This is a genomic window from Acidovorax facilis (genome assembly GCF_050626955.1).
GTDB classification, from domain to species: Bacteria; Pseudomonadota; Gammaproteobacteria; order Burkholderiales; family Burkholderiaceae_C; genus Acidovorax; species Acidovorax facilis.
In genome coordinates, this window is sequence record NZ_CP192460.1 from 4,460,119 (window position 1) to 4,476,883 (window position 16,765).

20 protein-coding genes are annotated in these 16,765 nt (G+C 66.8%); 8 read left to right on the forward strand and 12 right to left on the reverse strand.

The window, feature by feature from the left end:
* Positions 1–83: 83 nt before the first annotated feature.
* Together ACQ4MJ_RS20430 and ACQ4MJ_RS20435 are read right to left on the reverse strand one after the other, a co-directional pair.
* Entirely contained in the window at positions 84–698 is a 615-nt protein-coding gene (locus ACQ4MJ_RS20430) for a TetR/AcrR family transcriptional regulator (RefSeq protein WP_431151471.1), read from the reverse strand.
* 84 nt (positions 699–782) lie between these two features.
* Positions 783–1,703, reverse strand: coding sequence for a LysR family transcriptional regulator ArgP (locus ACQ4MJ_RS20435; RefSeq protein ID WP_055397292.1), 921 nt, complete (start codon positions 1,701–1,703; stop codon positions 783–785).
* Positions 1,704–1,879: 176 nt separating this feature from the next.
* Between ACQ4MJ_RS20435 and ACQ4MJ_RS20440 the strand changes: the two genes are divergently transcribed.
* On the forward strand, positions 1,880–3,223 hold the full coding sequence (locus tag ACQ4MJ_RS20440; RefSeq protein ID WP_228896957.1) for a D-amino acid dehydrogenase: 1,344 nt from the start codon (positions 1,880–1,882) through the stop codon (positions 3,221–3,223).
* A 66-nt stretch (positions 3,224–3,289) separates the two neighbouring features.
* Here ACQ4MJ_RS20440 and ACQ4MJ_RS20445 read toward each other — a convergent pair whose 3' ends face one another.
* Positions 3,290–3,994 carry an SDR family oxidoreductase gene (locus ACQ4MJ_RS20445; RefSeq protein WP_228896958.1) on the reverse strand — a complete coding sequence of 235 codons (705 nt, stop codon included), beginning with the start codon at positions 3,992–3,994 and terminating at the stop codon, positions 3,290–3,292.
* 113 nt (positions 3,995–4,107) lie between these two features.
* Between ACQ4MJ_RS20445 and ACQ4MJ_RS20450 the strand changes: the two genes are divergently transcribed.
* Positions 4,108–5,007, forward strand: a complete 900-nt coding sequence (locus ACQ4MJ_RS20450; RefSeq protein ID WP_228896959.1) for a LysR substrate-binding domain-containing protein — start codon at positions 4,108–4,110, stop codon at positions 5,005–5,007.
* Between the two features lie 40 nt (positions 5,008–5,047).
* Here the strand turns inward: ACQ4MJ_RS20450 and ACQ4MJ_RS20455 are convergent, their stop codons facing one another.
* The gene (locus ACQ4MJ_RS20455) at positions 5,048–5,740 is read right to left on the reverse strand and encodes a hypothetical protein (RefSeq protein ID WP_431151470.1); all 693 of its coding nucleotides are present in this window, start codon (positions 5,738–5,740) and stop codon (positions 5,048–5,050) included.
* A gap of 88 nt (positions 5,741–5,828) precedes the next feature.
* Between ACQ4MJ_RS20455 and ACQ4MJ_RS20460 the strand changes: the two genes are divergently transcribed.
* Both ACQ4MJ_RS20460 and ACQ4MJ_RS20465 read left to right on the forward strand, forming a co-directional pair.
* Positions 5,829–6,488 (forward strand): TetR/AcrR family transcriptional regulator, encoded by a 660-nt coding sequence (locus ACQ4MJ_RS20460; protein WP_431151469.1) that lies wholly within the window; start codon positions 5,829–5,831, stop codon positions 6,486–6,488.
* Entirely contained in the window at positions 6,485–7,060 is a 576-nt protein-coding gene (locus tag ACQ4MJ_RS20465; protein ID WP_121421841.1) for a flavodoxin family protein, read from the forward strand. Before ACQ4MJ_RS20460 ends, ACQ4MJ_RS20465 begins: the two co-directional genes overlap by 4 nt.
* Before the next feature lie 4 nt (positions 7,061–7,064).
* Here ACQ4MJ_RS20465 and ACQ4MJ_RS20470 read toward each other — a convergent pair whose 3' ends face one another.
* Both ACQ4MJ_RS20470 and ACQ4MJ_RS20475 read right to left on the reverse strand, forming a co-directional pair.
* A complete protein-coding gene (locus ACQ4MJ_RS20470) occupies positions 7,065–7,823 on the reverse strand; it encodes a YdcF family protein (protein WP_055397259.1) in 759 nt (252 codons plus the stop codon).
* Between the two features lie 113 nt (positions 7,824–7,936).
* Positions 7,937–8,725 (reverse strand): alpha/beta fold hydrolase, encoded by a 789-nt coding sequence (locus ACQ4MJ_RS20475; protein ID WP_431151468.1) that lies wholly within the window; start codon positions 8,723–8,725, stop codon positions 7,937–7,939.
* Between the two features lie 94 nt (positions 8,726–8,819).
* Between ACQ4MJ_RS20475 and ACQ4MJ_RS20480 the strand changes: the two genes are divergently transcribed.
* The gene (locus ACQ4MJ_RS20480; protein WP_055397294.1) at positions 8,820–9,341 is read left to right on the forward strand and encodes a flavin reductase family protein; all 522 of its coding nucleotides are present in this window, start codon (positions 8,820–8,822) and stop codon (positions 9,339–9,341) included.
* The gene (locus ACQ4MJ_RS20485) at positions 9,338–9,928 is read left to right on the forward strand and encodes an MOSC domain-containing protein (RefSeq protein ID WP_431151467.1); all 591 of its coding nucleotides are present in this window, start codon (positions 9,338–9,340) and stop codon (positions 9,926–9,928) included. Before ACQ4MJ_RS20480 ends, ACQ4MJ_RS20485 begins: the two co-directional genes overlap by 4 nt.
* Before the next feature lie 87 nt (positions 9,929–10,015).
* Here ACQ4MJ_RS20485 and minE read toward each other — a convergent pair whose 3' ends face one another.
* From minE to ACQ4MJ_RS20510, 5 genes are all read right to left on the reverse strand, one after another.
* Positions 10,016–10,282 (reverse strand): cell division topological specificity factor MinE, encoded by a 267-nt coding sequence (gene minE, locus ACQ4MJ_RS20490; RefSeq protein WP_010465263.1) that lies wholly within the window; start codon positions 10,280–10,282, stop codon positions 10,016–10,018.
* 3 nt (positions 10,283–10,285) lie between these two features.
* Entirely contained in the window at positions 10,286–11,104 is an 819-nt protein-coding gene (gene minD / locus ACQ4MJ_RS20495) for a septum site-determining protein MinD (RefSeq protein ID WP_055397265.1), read from the reverse strand.
* A gap of 44 nt (positions 11,105–11,148) precedes the next feature.
* The gene (gene minC / locus ACQ4MJ_RS20500) at positions 11,149–11,910 is read right to left on the reverse strand and encodes a septum site-determining protein MinC (RefSeq protein ID WP_431151466.1); all 762 of its coding nucleotides are present in this window, start codon (positions 11,908–11,910) and stop codon (positions 11,149–11,151) included.
* A 165-nt stretch (positions 11,911–12,075) separates the two neighbouring features.
* Positions 12,076–12,378 (reverse strand): hypothetical protein, encoded by a 303-nt coding sequence (locus ACQ4MJ_RS20505; protein WP_055397269.1) that lies wholly within the window; start codon positions 12,376–12,378, stop codon positions 12,076–12,078.
* 207 nt (positions 12,379–12,585) lie between these two features.
* On the reverse strand, positions 12,586–13,344 hold the full coding sequence (locus ACQ4MJ_RS20510) for a hypothetical protein (protein ID WP_431151465.1): 759 nt from the start codon (positions 13,342–13,344) through the stop codon (positions 12,586–12,588).
* A 304-nt stretch (positions 13,345–13,648) separates the two neighbouring features.
* Here ACQ4MJ_RS20510 and ACQ4MJ_RS20515 point away from each other — a divergent pair, with 304 nt between their 5' ends.
* Positions 13,649–15,196, forward strand: coding sequence for a hypothetical protein (locus ACQ4MJ_RS20515; protein ID WP_431151464.1), 1,548 nt, complete (start codon positions 13,649–13,651; stop codon positions 15,194–15,196).
* 25 nt (positions 15,197–15,221) lie between these two features.
* Positions 15,222–16,148 carry a DMT family transporter gene (locus tag ACQ4MJ_RS20520; RefSeq protein ID WP_431151463.1) on the forward strand — a complete coding sequence of 309 codons (927 nt, stop codon included), beginning with the start codon at positions 15,222–15,224 and terminating at the stop codon, positions 16,146–16,148.
* A gap of 100 nt (positions 16,149–16,248) precedes the next feature.
* On the opposite strand, the gene ACQ4MJ_RS20525 is transcribed toward ACQ4MJ_RS20520, so the two are convergent.
* Entirely contained in the window at positions 16,249–16,761 is a 513-nt protein-coding gene (locus ACQ4MJ_RS20525; RefSeq protein WP_431151462.1) for a hypothetical protein, read from the reverse strand.
* Between the last annotated feature and the right edge of the window lie 4 nt (positions 16,762–16,765).

Consider the following 16,765-nt stretch of genomic DNA (forward strand, 5'->3'; position numbering starts at 1 on the left):
TGGCTGTGAGCCCCACGCAAGAAAGCCCGGCATGCCGGGCTTTCTTTTTTGGGTGCGTACGAAACGCTGGAAAGGAGACGCGACTACCGCGCTGCCAGCCCGTCGAAACAGGTGCGCACCACCAGATCCACGATTTCCGCATCGGAATACTGGCCGCCTTCCTTGAGAAAACTCACCACCGGGTCGCAGGCGCGCGCATACAACGTGTAGAGCACCACCAGCGGCGGCAAGGTGGGGCTGATCACGCCCTGTGCCTGGGCCTGGGTGATCCATTCACCAATCTGGTCGCTTACGGCCACGAGGCCGTTGAGGTAGTCCTTGTTGGCCATCAGCACCGCGCGCAGCGTGGAGTTGCGGCTGGGCAGCAGCGGCATTTCGTTGCTCAGCAGCCGCTCCAGCGACCAGCGCACCAGCGCATGGAGCTTTTCAAGCGGAGGCATTTCACTGGGCAGATCTGCCAGGTAGGCCTGCACACGGCCCAGAATCTGCACCATGGCGGCGCTGCACAGCTCTTCCTTGCTGCAGAAGTGCTTGTACAGACTGGCTTTGGCAATGCCCACGGCATTGGCCACGTCGTCCATGGTCATGGCATCGAAGGCCTTTTCGCCCAGGAGCTGGCAGGTGGACTGGAGGATGGCATCCTCGCGCGCCTGGTGCATCTGCTCTTTGAACGAAACTTTGGGTTGCGGCGTTTGCATGGCTTGTATTTTATACATTGCAGTAAAAAAATAAATGACTAAGTTGCAATACAACTACGTCGTTCACGCTTTACCCTGCAGGAATCATGCCGCAGGCGCTTCCAGCGTCCGCGCGGCGGTGGCGGTCAGGGCCGCCGTCAGGGCGTCCAGCACGGCCGACTCCAGGTTCCAGCAGTGCCAGTACAGCTGGATGGGCAGGGAGCGGCCCGGTGCCAGATTCACCATGCTGCCGTCCGCCAGCGCCTCGCGCGCCATCAGCTCGGGCATCACACCCACGGCCCAGCCTGCGGCCACGGCGCGCATCTGCGCCTCGGAACCCGGCACGAACAGGTGATTGAGTGCCACGCGCTTGAGCCCGAATGCACGCGCCACAAACTCGGCAGCCATGTCGTCCTTGCGGTTGAACGACAGGAACGACACCTCGCGAAAGTTGTGCGGCGTGAGCCCCTGGGGCAGGTACTGCTCCGCATAGCTGGCCGACGCTACGGCGACATAGTGCATGGCGCCCAGCGGCACCATCTTGCACCCACGCAGTGCCTGCTTGAGCGTGGTCACGCAGCCCAGCACCTGGCCAGAGCGCAGCCATTCCTGCGTGAAATCCTGGTCGTCCACGATGATTTCCAGCGGCAGGCGCTGGCGCACCAGCTCGTGCAGCGCGCCCATCGCCCAAGTGGCGATGCTGTCTGCGTTGATGGCAATCGAGATGCGCTCATCCTCGCGCGTGCCGCCCGGGGCGCTGGGCGCCAGCTCGTGCAGGTCGCGCTCCAGGTCTGCGCGCAGCAGGCGCATCTGCTTGGTGTGCTTGAGCAGCAACTGCCCCGCCGAGGTCGGCCGCAGGGGTCGGCTGCGCACGATGAGCACCGAGCCCACCTGCGCCTCCAGCGCGCGCAGGCGCTGTGAGACGGCCGACTGTGTGACGTTCAGGCGCTGCGCAGCGCGCTCGAAGCCGCCCTCTTCAACGATGGCGGCAAGGCATTCCAGGGCGGCGGGATCGTAGGTGCTCATGGTCTCGGGCTCGAACAAAAGAGGGTTGTCTCTACCGCACCGTTTATTAGGTGCGCTGATGTTTTTGGAGTAAGTTTAATTTTGCTTTTAGTTGAATGCAATGTCGCGCACACTGCGCCCCATCGTGTCCCGCACTGGGGCGGGTGGCACGCAAAGGCTCACAAGGCATTCCGCATATGAAAACCATTGTTCTCGGCGCCGGCATCATCGGCATCAGCACGGCGTGGCACCTGCTTGAACGCGGTCACGAGGTCATCGTGGTCGACCGCCAGCCCGATGCTGCGCTCGAAACCAGTTTTGCCAATGCAGCACAGATCTCGGTGAGCTACTGCGAGCCCTGGGCCAACCGCGAGGCGCCGCTCAAGGCGCTCAAGTGGATGTTCGACAAGGAAGCCCCGCTGCTGTTTCGCCCGCAGATGGACTGGCAGCAGTGGCGCTGGGGCCTGCAGTTCCTGGCGCAGTGCAACGACGCCGCGTTCGAGCGCAATGTGCAGCAGATCGTGGCGCTGGGCGCCTACAGCCATGCCGCGCTCAAGGACCTGGTCAGCACCACGGGCATCGAATACAACCGGCTCGAACGCGGCATTGCCCACTTCTACACCGACCAGAAATCCTTTGACGCCGCCGGCCACGCGGTGGAGCTCATGCGCAAGCACGGCGTGCAGCGCCGCCTGGTCAGCCGCGACGAACTGCTGCAGATCGAGCCCGCTTTCAAGGCCTACGGCGACAAGATCACCGGCGGCACCTACACCAGCACCGACGAAAGCGGCGACGCCCGCGTGTTCACCCAGGAGCTGGCCCGCCGCTGCATGGCACGCGGGGCGCAGTTCCTCTACGGCCACGATGTGCTGCGCCTGAACAAAATCGGCAATGCTATTGATTCAGTAGCTGTCATGCCAAAACAGACAAGCGCTGGCGGCAAAAAAGACTTCATATTGAAGGCCGACGCCGTCGTCGTCGCCTGCGGCTCGTACAGCGCACCGTTGCTGCGCAGCGTGGGCGTGGACCTACCGATCTATCCTGGCAAGGGCTACAGCGCCACGTTCCCGCTGCTCAAGCCCGAGGGCGCGCCCATGGTCTCCACCATCGACGACGGCAAGAAGATCGCCATGAGCCGCCTGGGCAACTACCTGCGCGTGGCGGGCACCATCGAACTCAATGGCTGGGACCTGACGCTCGACAGCTCCCTGGCGCGCGCACGCTGCCACATGCTCTCGCGCCGCATCGAGGCCATCCTGCCCGGCGTGTGCGACACCCGCACGCCCGAACAAGGCGGCGACCCGCAGTACTGGACCGGCCTGCGCCCGGCCACCCCCACCAACATCCCGTTCATCGGGCAGACCCGCGTGGGCAAGCTCTGGGTGAACGCGGGCCACGGCACGCTGGGCTGGACACACGGTGCAGGTTCGGGCAAGGCGCTGGCCGAGCTGATCAGCGGCGAACAGCCCGCGATGAACTTCGGCTTCCTGGGCCACCAAGGATCTGCACGGCGCGCATCGGCCACGGCGCTGGCCGCCTGAGAGCACCCACACAGCCTGCCAGGGTTGGGTGGATCCATCACACCAACCCGCTCGTTGCGCGGGCACTCAGGTGGCCAGCGCGAGTCCGCCGTCCACCCGCAGGTTCTGCCCGTTGATATAGCCCGCCCCTTCCGAGGCCAGGAACGCGATGGTCGCGGCCACTTCGGCGGCCTGCCCATACCGCTGCAGGGGCACGGCGGTGCGGCGCTCTTCCCACACGGGCAAGGTGTCGATCCAGCCCGGCAGCACGTTGTTCATGCGGATGTTGTGCCGCGAATAGCTGTCGATAAAGATCCGTGTGAATGAAGCCAGCCCGGCGCGAACCAGCGCCGATGTCGGAAACAGCGCGCTCGGGTCCACCGCCCAGGCTGACGACAGATTCACGATCACGCCACCACGCTGCGCTTGCATCAAGGGGGCCACCAGCCGCGTGGGTCGGATCACGCTCTGCAGATAGGTGTCCGTCCCCTGCAGCCACCGCTCATCCGCCAGAGACAACAAAGGCGCGCGCGGCTCATGGCCGGTGCTGTTGATGAGCACATCGACTCGGCCCCAGCGGGCTTGCGCCAGATCCACCAGGCGGCCCAGATCCGCCAGGCACTGGCTGGACCCCGTGACGCCAACGCCTCCGAGTTCCTGGGCCAAGGCCTCGCCTTTGCCCGACGACGAAAGAATGCCGACCTGAAAACCATCCTCTGCCAACCGACGGGCGGTGGCAGCGGCAACGCCGGTGCCGCCCGCGGAGATGAGCGCTACTTTTTCTACTGCCATGATCGTCCTTGGATGCCGCACACCGGCATCTGGCAATTGTTCCGTATCCTTTGCGTGTTGGACGACCGGACGGAGCAGCCGCCGTGCTTCAATCCAGTAGAAAATCTACACCCATGACCTCCCCGTTGGGGCCTACGCCCTCTCTCAATGCGCTGCGAGCGTTCGAGGCCGCCAGCCGCCATCTCAACTTTCGGCTGGCCGGGCTGGAGCTCGGCGTGACCCAGGGCGCCGTGGCGCAGCAGATTCGTGCGCTGGAGGCGGAGCTGGGCCTCAAGTTGTTCGAGCGGCACCCGCGCACCCTCGTGTTGACCCACAACGGCCAGCGCTATGCCACCAGCGTGCGGCGCGCGTTCGAGATGCTCGCCGATGCCACACAGGGCCTGCGGCCCGAGCCCCTGCATGTGACGGTCAGCGTCACCCCGACCTTCGCCACCAAGTGGCTCATCCCACGGCTGGCGGACTACACGCGCCTTCACCCTGGGGTTGATCTGCGGATCCTGGCGACCGAGCACCTTTCGCACTTTCAGACCGAGGCCGTGGACCTGGCGGTGCGCTACGGCCGCCCCCCATTCGGCCCGGGGCTCACGGCCGATCTCCTGTTCGAAGAGTGCCTGGTGGCGGTGGGCAGCCCGCTGTTGCTGCGCCGCTCGGGGCCACCCGGCACCGCGGGTGACATCGGCCGCTACGTGCTGCTGCACGACTCCCAGTCTCCATGGGCCGACTACCTTGCGCAGCACACGCCGCCCGCTCCCGGGGCTTCAGATCCCACACCGCAGGCCATCTGGTTCAACCAGACGACACTCGCGATCGACGCGGCCCTGACCGGCCAGGGACTCGCGCTGGTGCAGAAAGATTTTGTGGCGCAGGACCTGTCCACCGGTCGGCTGGCCAAGGTGTTTGAGGAAGAAGCACACACGGGCGCCGGCTACTACCTGGTGGCTCCGCGCAAGCAACGCGCACCAGAGGTCGTCGCGGGCGTGAGAGCTTGGCTGCGAAGCCAGGCCGGCGCATAAACCGCAAAGACCGCACGCAGCGCGGATGCTCTGGCCCCCTTCAACCCCGACCTGCGAGCCCGGCCAGGGGGGCCAGGTAACGAGCCGGAATCTCCAGCGCATGGAATCCGCCCGCCAGCAGCACCACCAAACAAACAGCCAGCATCCAGCCCGCCAGCATGGCCCCCACCAATGCTCGCGCCCGCAGAGGCTCTGGCAGGTTCCAGTACAAAGCGCAGCCCACGTGCGTGCCCAGCGCGAACACGGCGAAAAAGTAGTACGGGCCAAAGAACCACTGCCAGGGCGGTGTGTGCATGCCCGCCGCTGCAAACTGCAGGTTCGTGTCCACGCCCTGAAACCGGCCCGCCAAGACGGCCGTCACATGGATCAACAGGAACAGCGCCAGATAGCCCCCCGAGATGGCCTGCATCCACGCCACGCCCCCACGGCGCCGGCCCCGCCCGCGCCACAGCAAGGTGAGGCCGCTGCCCATCTGGAACAGCAGACAGCCAAGCAGCACGCCTTCGACCAACGGCTGGCGATAGACCAGGCGCAGGGCTTCCAGCACGGATTGGTGCGCTGCCGCTCCGGCCAGCCCCGCCAGGTGGCCCAGCAAGTGGGCCGCCAGGAACAATGCCAGCGCGATGGCACTGGCGCGGTGCACGGGCCGCAGTGCAAGGCGCTGGCGCCATGCCCAGGTGCCAGCCAGGCCGACAGCGGCGGCTCCCAGGGCGAGTTGGCTGGTTTCGTGCATGAAGGTTTTCTCCGGATGTTGCAAGGGACTGGCGGCAGAATAGGCAGCAGCGCCGTCTCCGCCTACTCGCATTGCGCTCAGGTTTTCCATGTCCCCTGCCTCCTCCGCCCCCCGCCGTTCGCCCCGCCAGGAACGCTCGCAGTTCACGGTCGATGCCATCTTCGAAGCCGTCGCACGCATCGTGGCCACCCAGGGCGAGGACGCGCTCACCACCAACCGCATCGCCGAGGTTGCGGGTGTGTCCGTGGGCTCGCTCTACCAGTACTTTCCCAGCAAGGAAGCCATCCTCCTGGCCATGCTCGACCAGCATTGCGACCGGGTGATGCTGGAGCTGGACGCCCTGCTCGCCCAGGCCCGCACCGAAGGCTGGACGCCCGAGCAGCAGGTGCGCGGGTATGTGCGCCACTACCTGCAGGCCTTTGGCGGCGGTCCCCGGGAAGGGCGCGCACTTGCCCGCCTGTCGTGGAAGCTCGACTACCGCGCGTCCGTGCTGATCTCGGTGCGCGGCGCCAGCGAGCGGCTGGCCCTGCACCTGCAGCGTGTGGCGCAAGAGCAGCAGATGCCCGCACCCTCGGCAACCCAGCTGTTTGTGCTCACCCGCGCCTTCATGGGCGCGGTGCGGGCGGCATCGCTGGAACAGTCGCCCCTGCTGGACAGCCCCGAATTCGAGCAGGCGCTGGTGGAGCTCTGCATCGCAACCCTGGCACCCGGCGCGGGTCTGGGGGGCGGCGCTACGATGGCACCATGACCACGCCCACCGCACCGCACTACCTCTTCCTCACCACCTCCACCCGCGAACCAGGCCACACCGGCAATACCGAATGGCTGGCGCGCCAGGCCGCCGCCGCACTCCCTGCCGGTACTGCGCAAACCTGGCACCACCTGGCCCGCATGAACCTGCCGCCCTTCGTGGACCAGCGCCACACCTCGGGTACCTATGCACCGCCCGAAGGCGACATGAAGACCTTGCTCGACGCCACGCTGGCAGCCACGCACATCGTCTTTGTGGCGCCGGTTTACTGGTACAGCATTCCCTCGCCGCTCAAGACCTACCTGGACCACTGGAGCGCGTGGATGCGCGTCCCCGGCCTGGCCTTCAAGGAGCCGATGGCCTCCAAGACGCTGGCGCTTGTCACCACCAGCGGCGACCGCACCAAGGCCCAGCCGATGATCGACTCGGTGGCGCTGTGCGCACAGTTCCTGTCGATGACCTGGGGCGGCGCCCTGTGGGGCAAGGGCGGGCCACCGGGCGCGGTGCAGGCCGATGCGCAGGCGATGGAGGCAGCCAGCCGTTTTCTGCTGACACCGGCCGCAGATTGACGGCTTAGCGATCCAGCGACCCGTGCTGGGCCAGGATGCCCAGCCATTCGTGCAGCGCCAGGCTGCTGTCGGCCAGCGCGGAGGCGCGCGGCAACACCCGGTACAGCTTGCGCGCCTGGCCGCCCTTGAAGCCCATGGGCGCGGGCAGCACCTGCAGACCGGCGCGCTCGAAGGTCTTGGCCGCGCGCACCATGTGCCAGCCGTGGGTGACGAGCGCAATGCGCTCGATGCCAGCGGCCTTGAGCAACACGGCAGATCTTTCGGCGTTGCTGCGGGTGTCAAGGGATTCCACCTCGGTCCACCGCACCCGGCCCCTGAACTCACGCTCCACCACATCTTTCATCACCAGCGCTTCGGCCCGCGTTCCGCCGGTGGAGCCCCCCGTGGCCAGGATGGGAAGCCCGGTCTGCTGCTGCAGGTACACGGCGTAGCGCACCCGCTCACGCGCGCCCCGGCTGAGCACGTCCACGCCGTATTCAGGCGCCACCGTGTCGGCGCCGCCGCCCAGCACGACGATGGCCTGCACCTTTGACGAAGGCAAGTCCTTGGGGACGACCGCCGGATAGCGCTCCAGGCTGCGCACCAGCGCGTCCGACACCGGCGGCCAGGACAGCACCAGCACCGACAGCAATGACAGCACCACCACCGTGATGCCCGTGCGGCGGTGGTAGCGCGCGATCCACAGCCCCACCAGCGCCAGCAAGATGCTGGACACCGGGGGCAGCAGCAGCGCAGACAGTATTTTTTTCAGGGCAAACCACATAAAACAAGAGGAGCAATCAGACCCGCGCGAACCCGCCCGGTGGCGCCAGGGCATGGCAGGGAAAAAGAATCGTTTGAAAGGCCCAAAAATCGGCCACGCCGGGTGGGGCTAACTCAGTGCAGCACCCGCCGCTGCGCCAGAAAGTCCAGCAGCGCGGCATCGAACCCCTCCGGGTCCTCCAGTTGCGGCCAGTGCCCGATGTGGGGCAACAACACCGTCTGCGCATCGGGCATCACCTGGGCAAGGGCCTCCAGGGCAGCCGGCGGTGTGCAGCGGTCGAGCTCGCCCCCCACCAGCAGCGCGGGTATGGCCAGTTGCGCCAAGGCAGAGGCTCCGCGATCAAACGTGGACAAGGCCTCCAGCGCGCGCCGGTAGGCCCCTGGATACACCTGGCCCAGCGCATGGCTGGCCAGCCGCACGCCTTCGGGCAACGCACCGGTGCCGATGAACTGGGGCACCAGCGTCTGCGCCAGCTGCTCCATACTGCCACCGGCGTCCAGCGCCTTCAGGGCACCCAAGCGGGGCGCCACCCAGTCATCCATGGCCTGCGCATCCAGCGCTGGCCCACCTGCACAGAGCAGCAGGCGGCGCACCTGCGACGGGCTGCGCACGGCGGCCTCCAGCGCCACCATGGCGCCCATGCCATGCCCCACCAGGGTCACGGGGCCTCCCTGCAGGGCATCGATCAAGGCCAGGCAGCTCTGCGCCAGCGCCTTGAAGGTGTACGGCTCCACGGGCGCGCTGCGGCCATAGCCCGGCATGTTCCAGGCCACGGCGCGGTAACCGACCGTGGCCAGCGTTTCCACCTGGGGGGCAAAGGTGAGGTGGTCGCCATCGGCGTCGTGCAGCAGGAGCACGGTGGGGCCGGAGCCCAGGGTGGTGAAGGTAGGTAGCACGGCCATGCGGTGGAAAACCAGTAAACCCCGCAACAGCGCGGTGGTGGGTGGCGCCTGATAATAGTTGCTCCCCCATGCTGCCACCGCTGGCACCGCTTTTGTGAACCCTTCGCTCCCCCGCCCCACCCTCGCCCTGCCACCGAGCTTCTCCACGCGCGAGTTTCGCGATGCGCTGGGCATGTTTGCCACGGGCGTGACCATCGTCACGGCCCGCACGGCTGCGGGCGACCTGGTGGGGCTCACGGCCAGCTCCTTCAATTCGGTGTCGCTGGCACCCCCGCTGGTGCTGTGGAGCCTGTCGCACGGCGCCAGCACCTTGCCCACCTTTGCCGATGGCTCGCACTACGCCATCCACGTGCTGGCCGCAGACCAGAAGGCACTGGCCGAGCGTTTTGCCACGCGCGGCATCGACCGCTGGGCAGGCCTGGAACATCGGCCCGGCATCAGCGGCGCCCCGCTGCTGGCCGGGGCAGCCGCCACGTTCGAGTGCTTCAACCGCAGCCAGTACAAAGAGGGCGACCACACCATCTTTGTGGGCGAGGTCGAGCGCTGCGAACACCGAGAAGGCATCTCGCCCCTGCTGTACCACGGTGGCAAGTTCTACACCGAGCACCCGCTGTGACGACCCCCACCGTGGTCGTGCGCCACGTGAACATCGGCCTGGCCCGGCGCCTGAAGGTGGGCGAGCGCTCGGTGCTCACTGCCATCGGCAAGGCCCCCGTCACCGGCCCCGTGGCTGTGGGCCCGCTAGGGCTGGCAGGCGACGAGCAGGCCGACCCGAGCGTGCATGGCGGCCTGGGCAAGGCCGTATACGCCTACCCCGCCGCCCACTACGCGTTCTGGCAGGCCCAACGCCGCGAACGGGGCGTGAGCCTGTTCGATGAAACGCTGCCGCCGGGTTTCATGGGCGAGAACCTCACGATCGACGGGCCGCTGGAAGCGGATGTGTTTGTGGGCGACGAATGGCATTTCCCCCACTGCGTGCTGCGGGTGAGTGCACCGCGCGAGCCGTGCTTCAAGTTCAACGCCGTCATGGGTTTTGCGCAGGCGGGCCGCACCATGGCCCTGGCCGGATGCTGCGGCTACTACCTTGCGGTGGATCAGCCTGGCACCATCGCCGCCGGAGAGACCGCCACGCTGGTGGCCGGGCAGCGCGGGCTGAGCATCGCCCAGGCGCTGGCGGGCAAGTGGGCAAAACACGCGCGCTAGCCAGGCCCCACTGGATTCATCAATTTTGATAGCTACTGGCGCTTACCAGATAAGCGCCAGAGCCCAATTTGGCTCGAACCCGAGCCTTCAACGCACCGTGTCGGGCAACTCGATCTTGACTTCCAGAACTTCCAGGTTGTCCTGGCGCTCCAGGTGCACCTTGAGGTCTTCGGGGTTGATCTTGACGTACTTGGAGATCACGGCCACCAGCTCGCGCTGCAGTGCAGGCAGGTAGTCGGGCTCGGCGGCGTTGCGGCCGTTGCGCTCGTGCGCCAGGATGATCTGCAGGCGCTCTTTGGCGACGCTGGCGGTTTTCTTCTTCTCGCCGAGCAGGAAGGACAGGAAAGAAGCCATGGCTTATTTGCTCCCGAACAGGCGTTTGAAGAAGCCTGGCTTTTCCGCATCGATGAAACGCAGCGGCTTGTCGGTGGCACCCAGGAAGCGGTCGATCACATCCTTGTAGGCCTCGGACACATCAGTGCCCTGGGCATGGATGGCGGGCGTGCCCTGGTTGGACGACTGCAGCACCACTTCCGACTCGGGGATCACGCCGATCAGCTTGATGCGCAGGATGTCCTGGATGTCTTCCAGGCTCAGCATCTGGCCGTCCTGCACGCGGCTGGGGTTGTAGCGCGTGATGAGCAGGTGCTCCTTGATGGGCTCGCCGCCTTCAATCGCACGCTTGGTCTTGCTGCCCAGCATGCCCAGGATGCGGTCGGAGTCGCGCACCGACGAGACTTCGGGGTTGGTCACCAGCAGCGCCTCATCGGCAAAGTGCATGGCCATGAGCGCGCCGCTTTCGATGCCGGCAGGCGAATCGCAGACGATGTACTCAAAGCCCATCTCGGCCAGGTCCTTGAGCACCTTTTCCACGCCGTCTTGCGTGAGCGCATCCTTGTCGCGCGTCTGGCTGGCGGCCAGCACGAACAGGTTGTCGCACTGCTTGTCCTTGATGAGCGCCTGGTTCAGGTTGGCCTCGCCGTGGATCACGTTGATCAGGTCATACACCACGCGGCGTTCGCAGCCCATGATGAGGTCGAGGTTGCGCAGGCCGACGTCAAAGTCGATCACGGCAGTCTTGTGGCCGCGCAGGGCGAGGCCGGTGGCAAAGCTGGCACTGGTGGTGGTCTTGCCCACGCCACCCTTGCCGGAGGTCACGACGACGATTTTGGCCATGTGTTGCTGATTCTCTGTGGGGTTGGTACGAATGAAATGGGAACTCAGGCCAGCGGCTCGATGATGAGCTTCTCGCCGTCGAGCCGCACCTGGGCGGGCTTGCCACGCACATCGGCGGGCAACTCGGTCTCGGTGGTGCGGTAGATGCCCGCGATGGAGACCAGCTGCGGCTCCAGGCAGGTCGAAAAAATACGTGCTTCGGTGTTGCCCCGCGCGCCAGCAATCGCACGGCCGCGCAGCGGGGCATAGACGTGGATGTTGCCGTCGGCAATGACTTCGGCGCCAAAACTCACCACGGCCATCACCACCAGGTCGGCGCCGCGCGCATACACCTGCTGGCCGGAGCGCAGGGGCTTGTCCACCACCACGGTGCCGGGGCCGGGCATGGGCACTTCGCGAACGACCTCCACCTCGCGCACGACTTCGCGGATGACCTCGCGCACCTCGGGGGCGGGGGCCTCCGCACGGGCAGGCGGTGCATCGGGCGCTACCGCCAGCCCTGCGGCGCGCGCAGCGTCCATCTGGGCGGGGTTGCCGCCGCGCACGGCCACGGGCAGGGTGCTGCGGCTGCGCAGCTCGGCCACGATGGCGGCAAAGTCGATGGGCGCCTCGGCCTCGCGCACGGCGGCCAGGTCGATCAGCACGGGGTCGTTGTCAAAAAAGCCCGGGGCGTCAGCCACGCGCTCGGCCAGGTCGGCGGCGAACTGCGCGGCGTCGGTGGTCTTGAGCACCACGGCCACCACGGGCAGCGAGGCGCTCTTGAGGTCAAAGCTGGTGCGGGACTGCGCCGCCGTCGTAAGGGCCATGAATGGGGTGTGGAAAGGAGCGCGGGAACCGTTTCAGAAGGCGCAAAGTGTACCGTGGGGCCACGTAAGCGCTTGTTCACGGCGTGTTTGCACTGTTCGCGCGCCCTCACCCACAAAAAAAGCCGGGCGTACCCGGCATTCTTGCTATTGCCAGGGTTCCCCGGCTTAGTTGCGGTCAGCGCGCATGGGGCGGGTTGTCGCGCCGCCGGAGCCCGACATGGTCCTGTCTGTGGTTACGGGGGCTGCAGCGGCAGGTGCTGGAGCGGCTTGCGTGGTCGCCGTCGCGGCGCCCCCACCGCCAACGCCCGTGGTGCCCATCGGCGTGCCTTGCGAGCTTTGCTGGCCGGCGCCCGTGGCAGCGTTGGGGCTTGCGGTGGTGGGTGGTGTGCCCTGCGCCATAGCGGTGCCAACAACGGCGACGGTAGCCAGGCCCGCGAGCAATGTCTTGAGTGTGTTCGATGCAGTCATGTGGAGACTCCTTGGTGTGTGGTGAATTTGGAAATCGCCAGCAACATCGCCAGCTGTACCCAGGCTAGTTGTTTGCGGCTTGCGCCACGTCAGCTGGAGACCGGAGCGCGTGTCGGACAGGGACGGGCCTGCACGGTGTGGGTCTTGCCATCGCAGTCCGAAAACACCCTGTTCAACAAGCCCGCACACACCGTGGGTCAATGGGCATCACTGCGCAGGCAGGTCATAGGCGCCAAAAAGTGCGGCGGCCGGTTGTGTCTCGGGCAGCACGTACACCACAGCGCCCGTGCCACGCACCAGGGGGCTCAGCACTTTTTCGTAGAAAGAGACTGGAAGGTTGATGCAACCGAAGGAGATACGGTTGTCTGCGGCGGTGCTGGAGGCCAGCCGCTCCAACCGACGCTCGGCTTTGACGTTGGCCCGCACTCGGTGCATGGAGACCGCCGCGTCGTAGTCCACCCAAACCACGTCTTCGCCATTGGCGTTGGTGCCCGGCTCCGCAATGAAGCGGCCTGCTGGCGTGGTGCGCTCAGCGGGCAGCACCTGGGCGATGGGCTTATCGCCAATGCCGGGGACCGTGTGGTCGCCCACGGCCGAACCCAAGAGGGCAGGCGTCGCCCCCCGCAGAGTGCCGTCAGGATCAAACACGTACACCTTGGCCTGGCGCTTGTCCACCACGACCACGGCGCGCTCTTCGTGATCGCCCGAATGGAACACCCAGCGGGCAATGAGCCGTGCGTCCGCCGACGCGGTCTCGCGGCCGAACTGTGCCCGCCGGGGCAGGCTGCGCGCCGGCGTCCCGCCTACGGCGAGCGCGTGGCTCTGCGGCGCAGCCAGGGCGGTGGCCACGCGTGGCGCCCCCGGCTGCGGCTCGCCTGCCGGGCCCCACGCCAGGGCCCACGCGGCCAGACACAGCGGCAAGCCGCAGAGCACTGCATGAGCGGAGGCGTGAAAGGTCCTGTGCATACCGTGCAAAAAAAGGAGGGCCAAGCCGCGAGCGGCCACCCTACGACCTTAGCGCCGACCCTGTCGGCGGCCTGTGCGCCAACACTGCACCTGTTGTAGGACGAGCGCTGCAGCGCCAGGCGTACGCCCTGCCGGCGCAAGCTGGGCACGTCCGCACGGCGGCTCCCCGGCGCCTGGTCCGCGGTGCCGCGCGCGTGACAAAAAGCTGCTGCACAAGGATGGTGTAATGGCTGATCGCGCCGTGGCCAGCCCCCGAGCGTGCGCTGCGGCACAACCTCAATCTCATCTGCCTGGAAGAGCCTTGATGTCCCATTCGCTTTCCCTCCAAGCTTTTCATCCCTACGCCTGCGCGACCAGCCCACTGCGCACGGTTCTCGCGCTAGGCTGCACCCTGCTGGCTCTGGCCGGCTGCGGCGGCGGTTCGTCTTCCGATACGCCTAGTCCTCCACCCCCTGCGCCGCTGGCGGCCCCGGCAAATTTCTCGGTGGAGCTGGGCAATATCGAATACCTGCGCTGGGAGGCCACGCCCGGCGCCACCCGCTACGAACTGCATGCCGACCCCGATGGTTCGGGGCCGCTGCCCGAAGCCCGCCTGCCGGACTTCGACAGGTCCACGGGCACGGGCTTCAACTATGTGAATGTCGGCCCCACCGGCGTCGAAGGCAACATCTATGGCCTGGATGTACTGAGCCTCGTTGCGCGCCTGAACGCCAGCTACCGGCTGCGCGCGTGTGATGTCAACGGATGCGGCACGTTCACAGAGGCCCGGTCGCTGGATGTGGTCAAAAGCCTGAGCCGCGACTTCCCATCCGGGCGTGCACCGCTGCAGTCCTCGACCGGCGGCGATAGCGGCCCTCGGCTGTCGCAAGACGGGCTTACGCTGGTGCTGCGCTCGCCCAGCGCCAACGCGGCCGATTCGGTGGTGTATGTGTTCACGCGCGCCAGCAGCACCCAACCCTGGGAGCAGCAGGCCGTGCTGCGCAATGGCAAGGCACAATTTGGTACGCAGGCCGCGCTGTCGGCCGATGGCGGCACGCTGGCGGTTCTGGGCGCGGAGCCCCTGGGCGAAGCCACCAGCCCCACCCAGAGCGTGGTGTATCTGTACCAGCGAAACGGCAGCGTTTGGAATCCCCAGGGCCAGGTACAGGCGCCCAGTGCTCCAGCCGCGTGCACGCAGCCCTGCAACACCAGCCTGGGCTTCCTCATGGCGCTGTCCTCCGACGGCAGCGTGCTGGCCGCATCGGCCAATTTCAGCACCGCAGCCGGCGTGGGCGCCACGCTTGTCGGATCGGTTGCGACATACACCCGCGCTGCGGGCGTCTGGTCGGCGCAGTCCGTCCTGGAATCTGGCGGCCCGACGGTGCTGTCAATGGCGCTTTCTGCCGACGGCAGCACCCTGGCGATGAACGAAGGCGGTTGGCGCCTTGGCGATGCGAGGGCGTCGAGTACCCCCGCAGTGCGGGTATTCGCCCGACAAGGCAACGGCAGTTGGACCCAGCAGGTGCGCCTGGCTGTGGGGATCGTGAGCATCATCGACATCTTCGGATGGGTGACCAGCGACCTGGCACTCTCCGGCGACGGCAGCACCCTGGCCGTGCACGCGACCAACGTGCCGGGGCACCCCACTGCTGCGCTCGACATACAGCCGTCTGACCTCACGTGTCCTGGCCTGGCTTCGGACGGCTGGTACATCGGCCTGTATGCCCGCACGGGCGGCGCCTGGAAGCGGCAGGCCGTGGTGTCCCGCGGGCTGAGCGGCTCCTGGGCGCTGGCATCCGACGGCAACGCGCTGTCCTATGGCAACGCGCTGTTCACACGCAGCACTGGCGGCAGCGCCTGGGCATGCCCGTGATTGCGCGTCGGCACCACAGCACCCGATGACCCTACTGACCCGCAAAACCCACCTGGATGCGCTCGCGGTCTGCCTGCTGCTGGCCTGCTGCATGTTCTGGGGCTTCCAGCAGGTGCTGGTCAAGGCCACGGTGGCCGAGGTGGCGCCCGTGTTCCAGGCCTTTGTGCGCTTTGCGCTGGCTACGGTGGCCGTGGCGGCCTGGTGCCTGTGGCGCGGCGTGCGGCTGTCGGCAGCGGCCGAGCCTGCTGGGGCAGCGCGCGCCGGGCTGCTGGCCGGGGCGCTGTTTGCGGGCGAGTTTGCGTGTATCTACCTGGGCCTGCAGTACACCACCGCCTCGCGGCTCACGGTGTTTTTGTATGCCTCGCCTTTCTGGGTGGCGCTGCTGCTGCCGCGCTTCATCCCCGGCGAGCGGCTGCAAGGCTGGCAGTGGCTGGGCCTGGCTGCCGCGTTTGTGGGCGTCGGGCTGGCGCTGGGGGACGGGTTGCTGGGCCCTGCCAATGCCGCCCTGCCCCAGGCATGGCTGGGCGATCTGCTCGGGCTGGCCGCGGGCCTGATGTGGGCGCTGACCACGGTGGTCATCCGCACCACGCCGCTGGCGCGTGTGGCCCCCGCCAAGCAACTTTTCTATCAAGTGGCGGTGAGCACGGCCGTGCTGCCAGTGCTGTCGCTGGGACTGGGCGAAGCGTGGGTCTGGCAGTTCAGCACGTTTGCCTGGGGCTCGCTGCTGGTGCAGGCCCTGGTGGGCGCGTTTGTGAGCTACCTCGCCTGGATGTGGATGCTGGCGCACTACCCTGCCACCAAGATCTCGGTGTTTGTGTTCCTCACGCCCGTGTTTGCGCTGCTGTTTGGCGCGGTGTGGCTGGGCGAACCGGTCACGCCGGGGCTGGTAGCGGCACTGGTGCTGGTGGCGGCGGGCATCGTGCTGGTGAACCGGCGGCCTGCGGTGGCGTAGTACCCCTGGCAAAAGAGTTTGCTTAAAATACGGCCTAGAGCTTTACCACAAAGCGCTGATAGCTATATTATTAATAGCAAATCTTTGCCTTCAGGTGTCATCAACCCACCAGTCTCAGTGCATACCGCGTATCCAGCAACACCTGAATGCGCGCACCCAGCGCGGCGCCTTCATCGTCCTCCAGCCGCGTGAACTGCTGGGTCCAAGCCTCAGACTGCGCAAAATTCGGAAACCGGGGTGGTTCGCCCCACAGCCAGTCCGGGTGGGTGGCCCGGGGGCTTCGTCCAAACACATGCAGGTGCATCTTGCGGTGCAGCGCGGGGGTTTTCGGCCCCTGGGGATGGGCCAGTGGGTTCAGCGCGTTGTTGCCCGCCTCCCAGTAGTTCAGGCAGCCACCGGCGAGCTGCGGCAAGGTGTCGAGCATGGCCCGACCCGTGGCGGCCACCAGGCACGACCAATGCGCCAGCTCTTCGGGCGTCAGCTCGCTGCGTTCCCAGACGGGGCGCGGCGGGTGGACAAGCACATGCCCGCCATCGCTGCGGTGGTTCATGGGCCGCGCGGGCAGGTCAACGGTGCCACCGGCGCAGCGGATCAATGTGGTGTGGATGTTCACGGGG

Excerpts from the sequence above, each read along its gene's own strand:
- ACQ4MJ_RS20430 (WP_431151471.1), bottom strand. The coding sequence starts at position 698 with ATGCAAACGCCGCAACCCAAAGTTTCGTTCAAAGAGCAGATGCACCAG.
- ACQ4MJ_RS20435 (WP_055397292.1), bottom strand. The coding sequence starts at position 1,703 with ATGAGCACCTACGATCCCGCCGCCCTGGAATGCCTTGCCGCCATCGTT.
- ACQ4MJ_RS20440 (WP_228896957.1), top strand. The coding sequence starts at position 1,880 with ATGAAAACCATTGTTCTCGGCGCCGGCATCATCGGCATCAGCACGGCG.
- ACQ4MJ_RS20445 (WP_228896958.1), bottom strand. The coding sequence starts at position 3,994 with ATGGCAGTAGAAAAAGTAGCGCTCATCTCCGCGGGCGGCACCGGCGTT.
- ACQ4MJ_RS20450 (WP_228896959.1), top strand. The coding sequence starts at position 4,108 with ATGACCTCCCCGTTGGGGCCTACGCCCTCTCTCAATGCGCTGCGAGCG.
- ACQ4MJ_RS20455 (WP_431151470.1), bottom strand. The coding sequence starts at position 5,740 with ATGCACGAAACCAGCCAACTCGCCCTGGGAGCCGCCGCTGTCGGCCTG.
- ACQ4MJ_RS20460 (WP_431151469.1), top strand. The coding sequence starts at position 5,829 with ATGTCCCCTGCCTCCTCCGCCCCCCGCCGTTCGCCCCGCCAGGAACGC.
- ACQ4MJ_RS20465 (WP_121421841.1), top strand. The coding sequence starts at position 6,485 with ATGACCACGCCCACCGCACCGCACTACCTCTTCCTCACCACCTCCACC.
- ACQ4MJ_RS20470 (WP_055397259.1), bottom strand. The coding sequence starts at position 7,823 with ATGTGGTTTGCCCTGAAAAAAATACTGTCTGCGCTGCTGCTGCCCCCG.
- ACQ4MJ_RS20475 (WP_431151468.1), bottom strand. The coding sequence starts at position 8,725 with ATGGCCGTGCTACCTACCTTCACCACCCTGGGCTCCGGCCCCACCGTG.
- minE (WP_010465263.1), bottom strand. The coding sequence starts at position 10,282 with ATGGCTTCTTTCCTGTCCTTCCTGCTCGGCGAGAAGAAGAAAACCGCC.
- minD (WP_055397265.1), bottom strand. The coding sequence starts at position 11,104 with ATGGCCAAAATCGTCGTCGTGACCTCCGGCAAGGGTGGCGTGGGCAAG.
- minC (WP_431151466.1), bottom strand. The coding sequence starts at position 11,910 with ATGGCCCTTACGACGGCGGCGCAGTCCCGCACCAGCTTTGACCTCAAG.
- ACQ4MJ_RS20505 (WP_055397269.1), bottom strand. The coding sequence starts at position 12,378 with ATGACTGCATCGAACACACTCAAGACATTGCTCGCGGGCCTGGCTACC.
- ACQ4MJ_RS20510 (WP_431151465.1), bottom strand. The coding sequence starts at position 13,344 with ATGCACAGGACCTTTCACGCCTCCGCTCATGCAGTGCTCTGCGGCTTG.
- ACQ4MJ_RS20515 (WP_431151464.1), top strand. The coding sequence starts at position 13,649 with ATGTCCCATTCGCTTTCCCTCCAAGCTTTTCATCCCTACGCCTGCGCG.
- ACQ4MJ_RS20520 (WP_431151463.1), top strand. The coding sequence starts at position 15,222 with ATGACCCTACTGACCCGCAAAACCCACCTGGATGCGCTCGCGGTCTGC.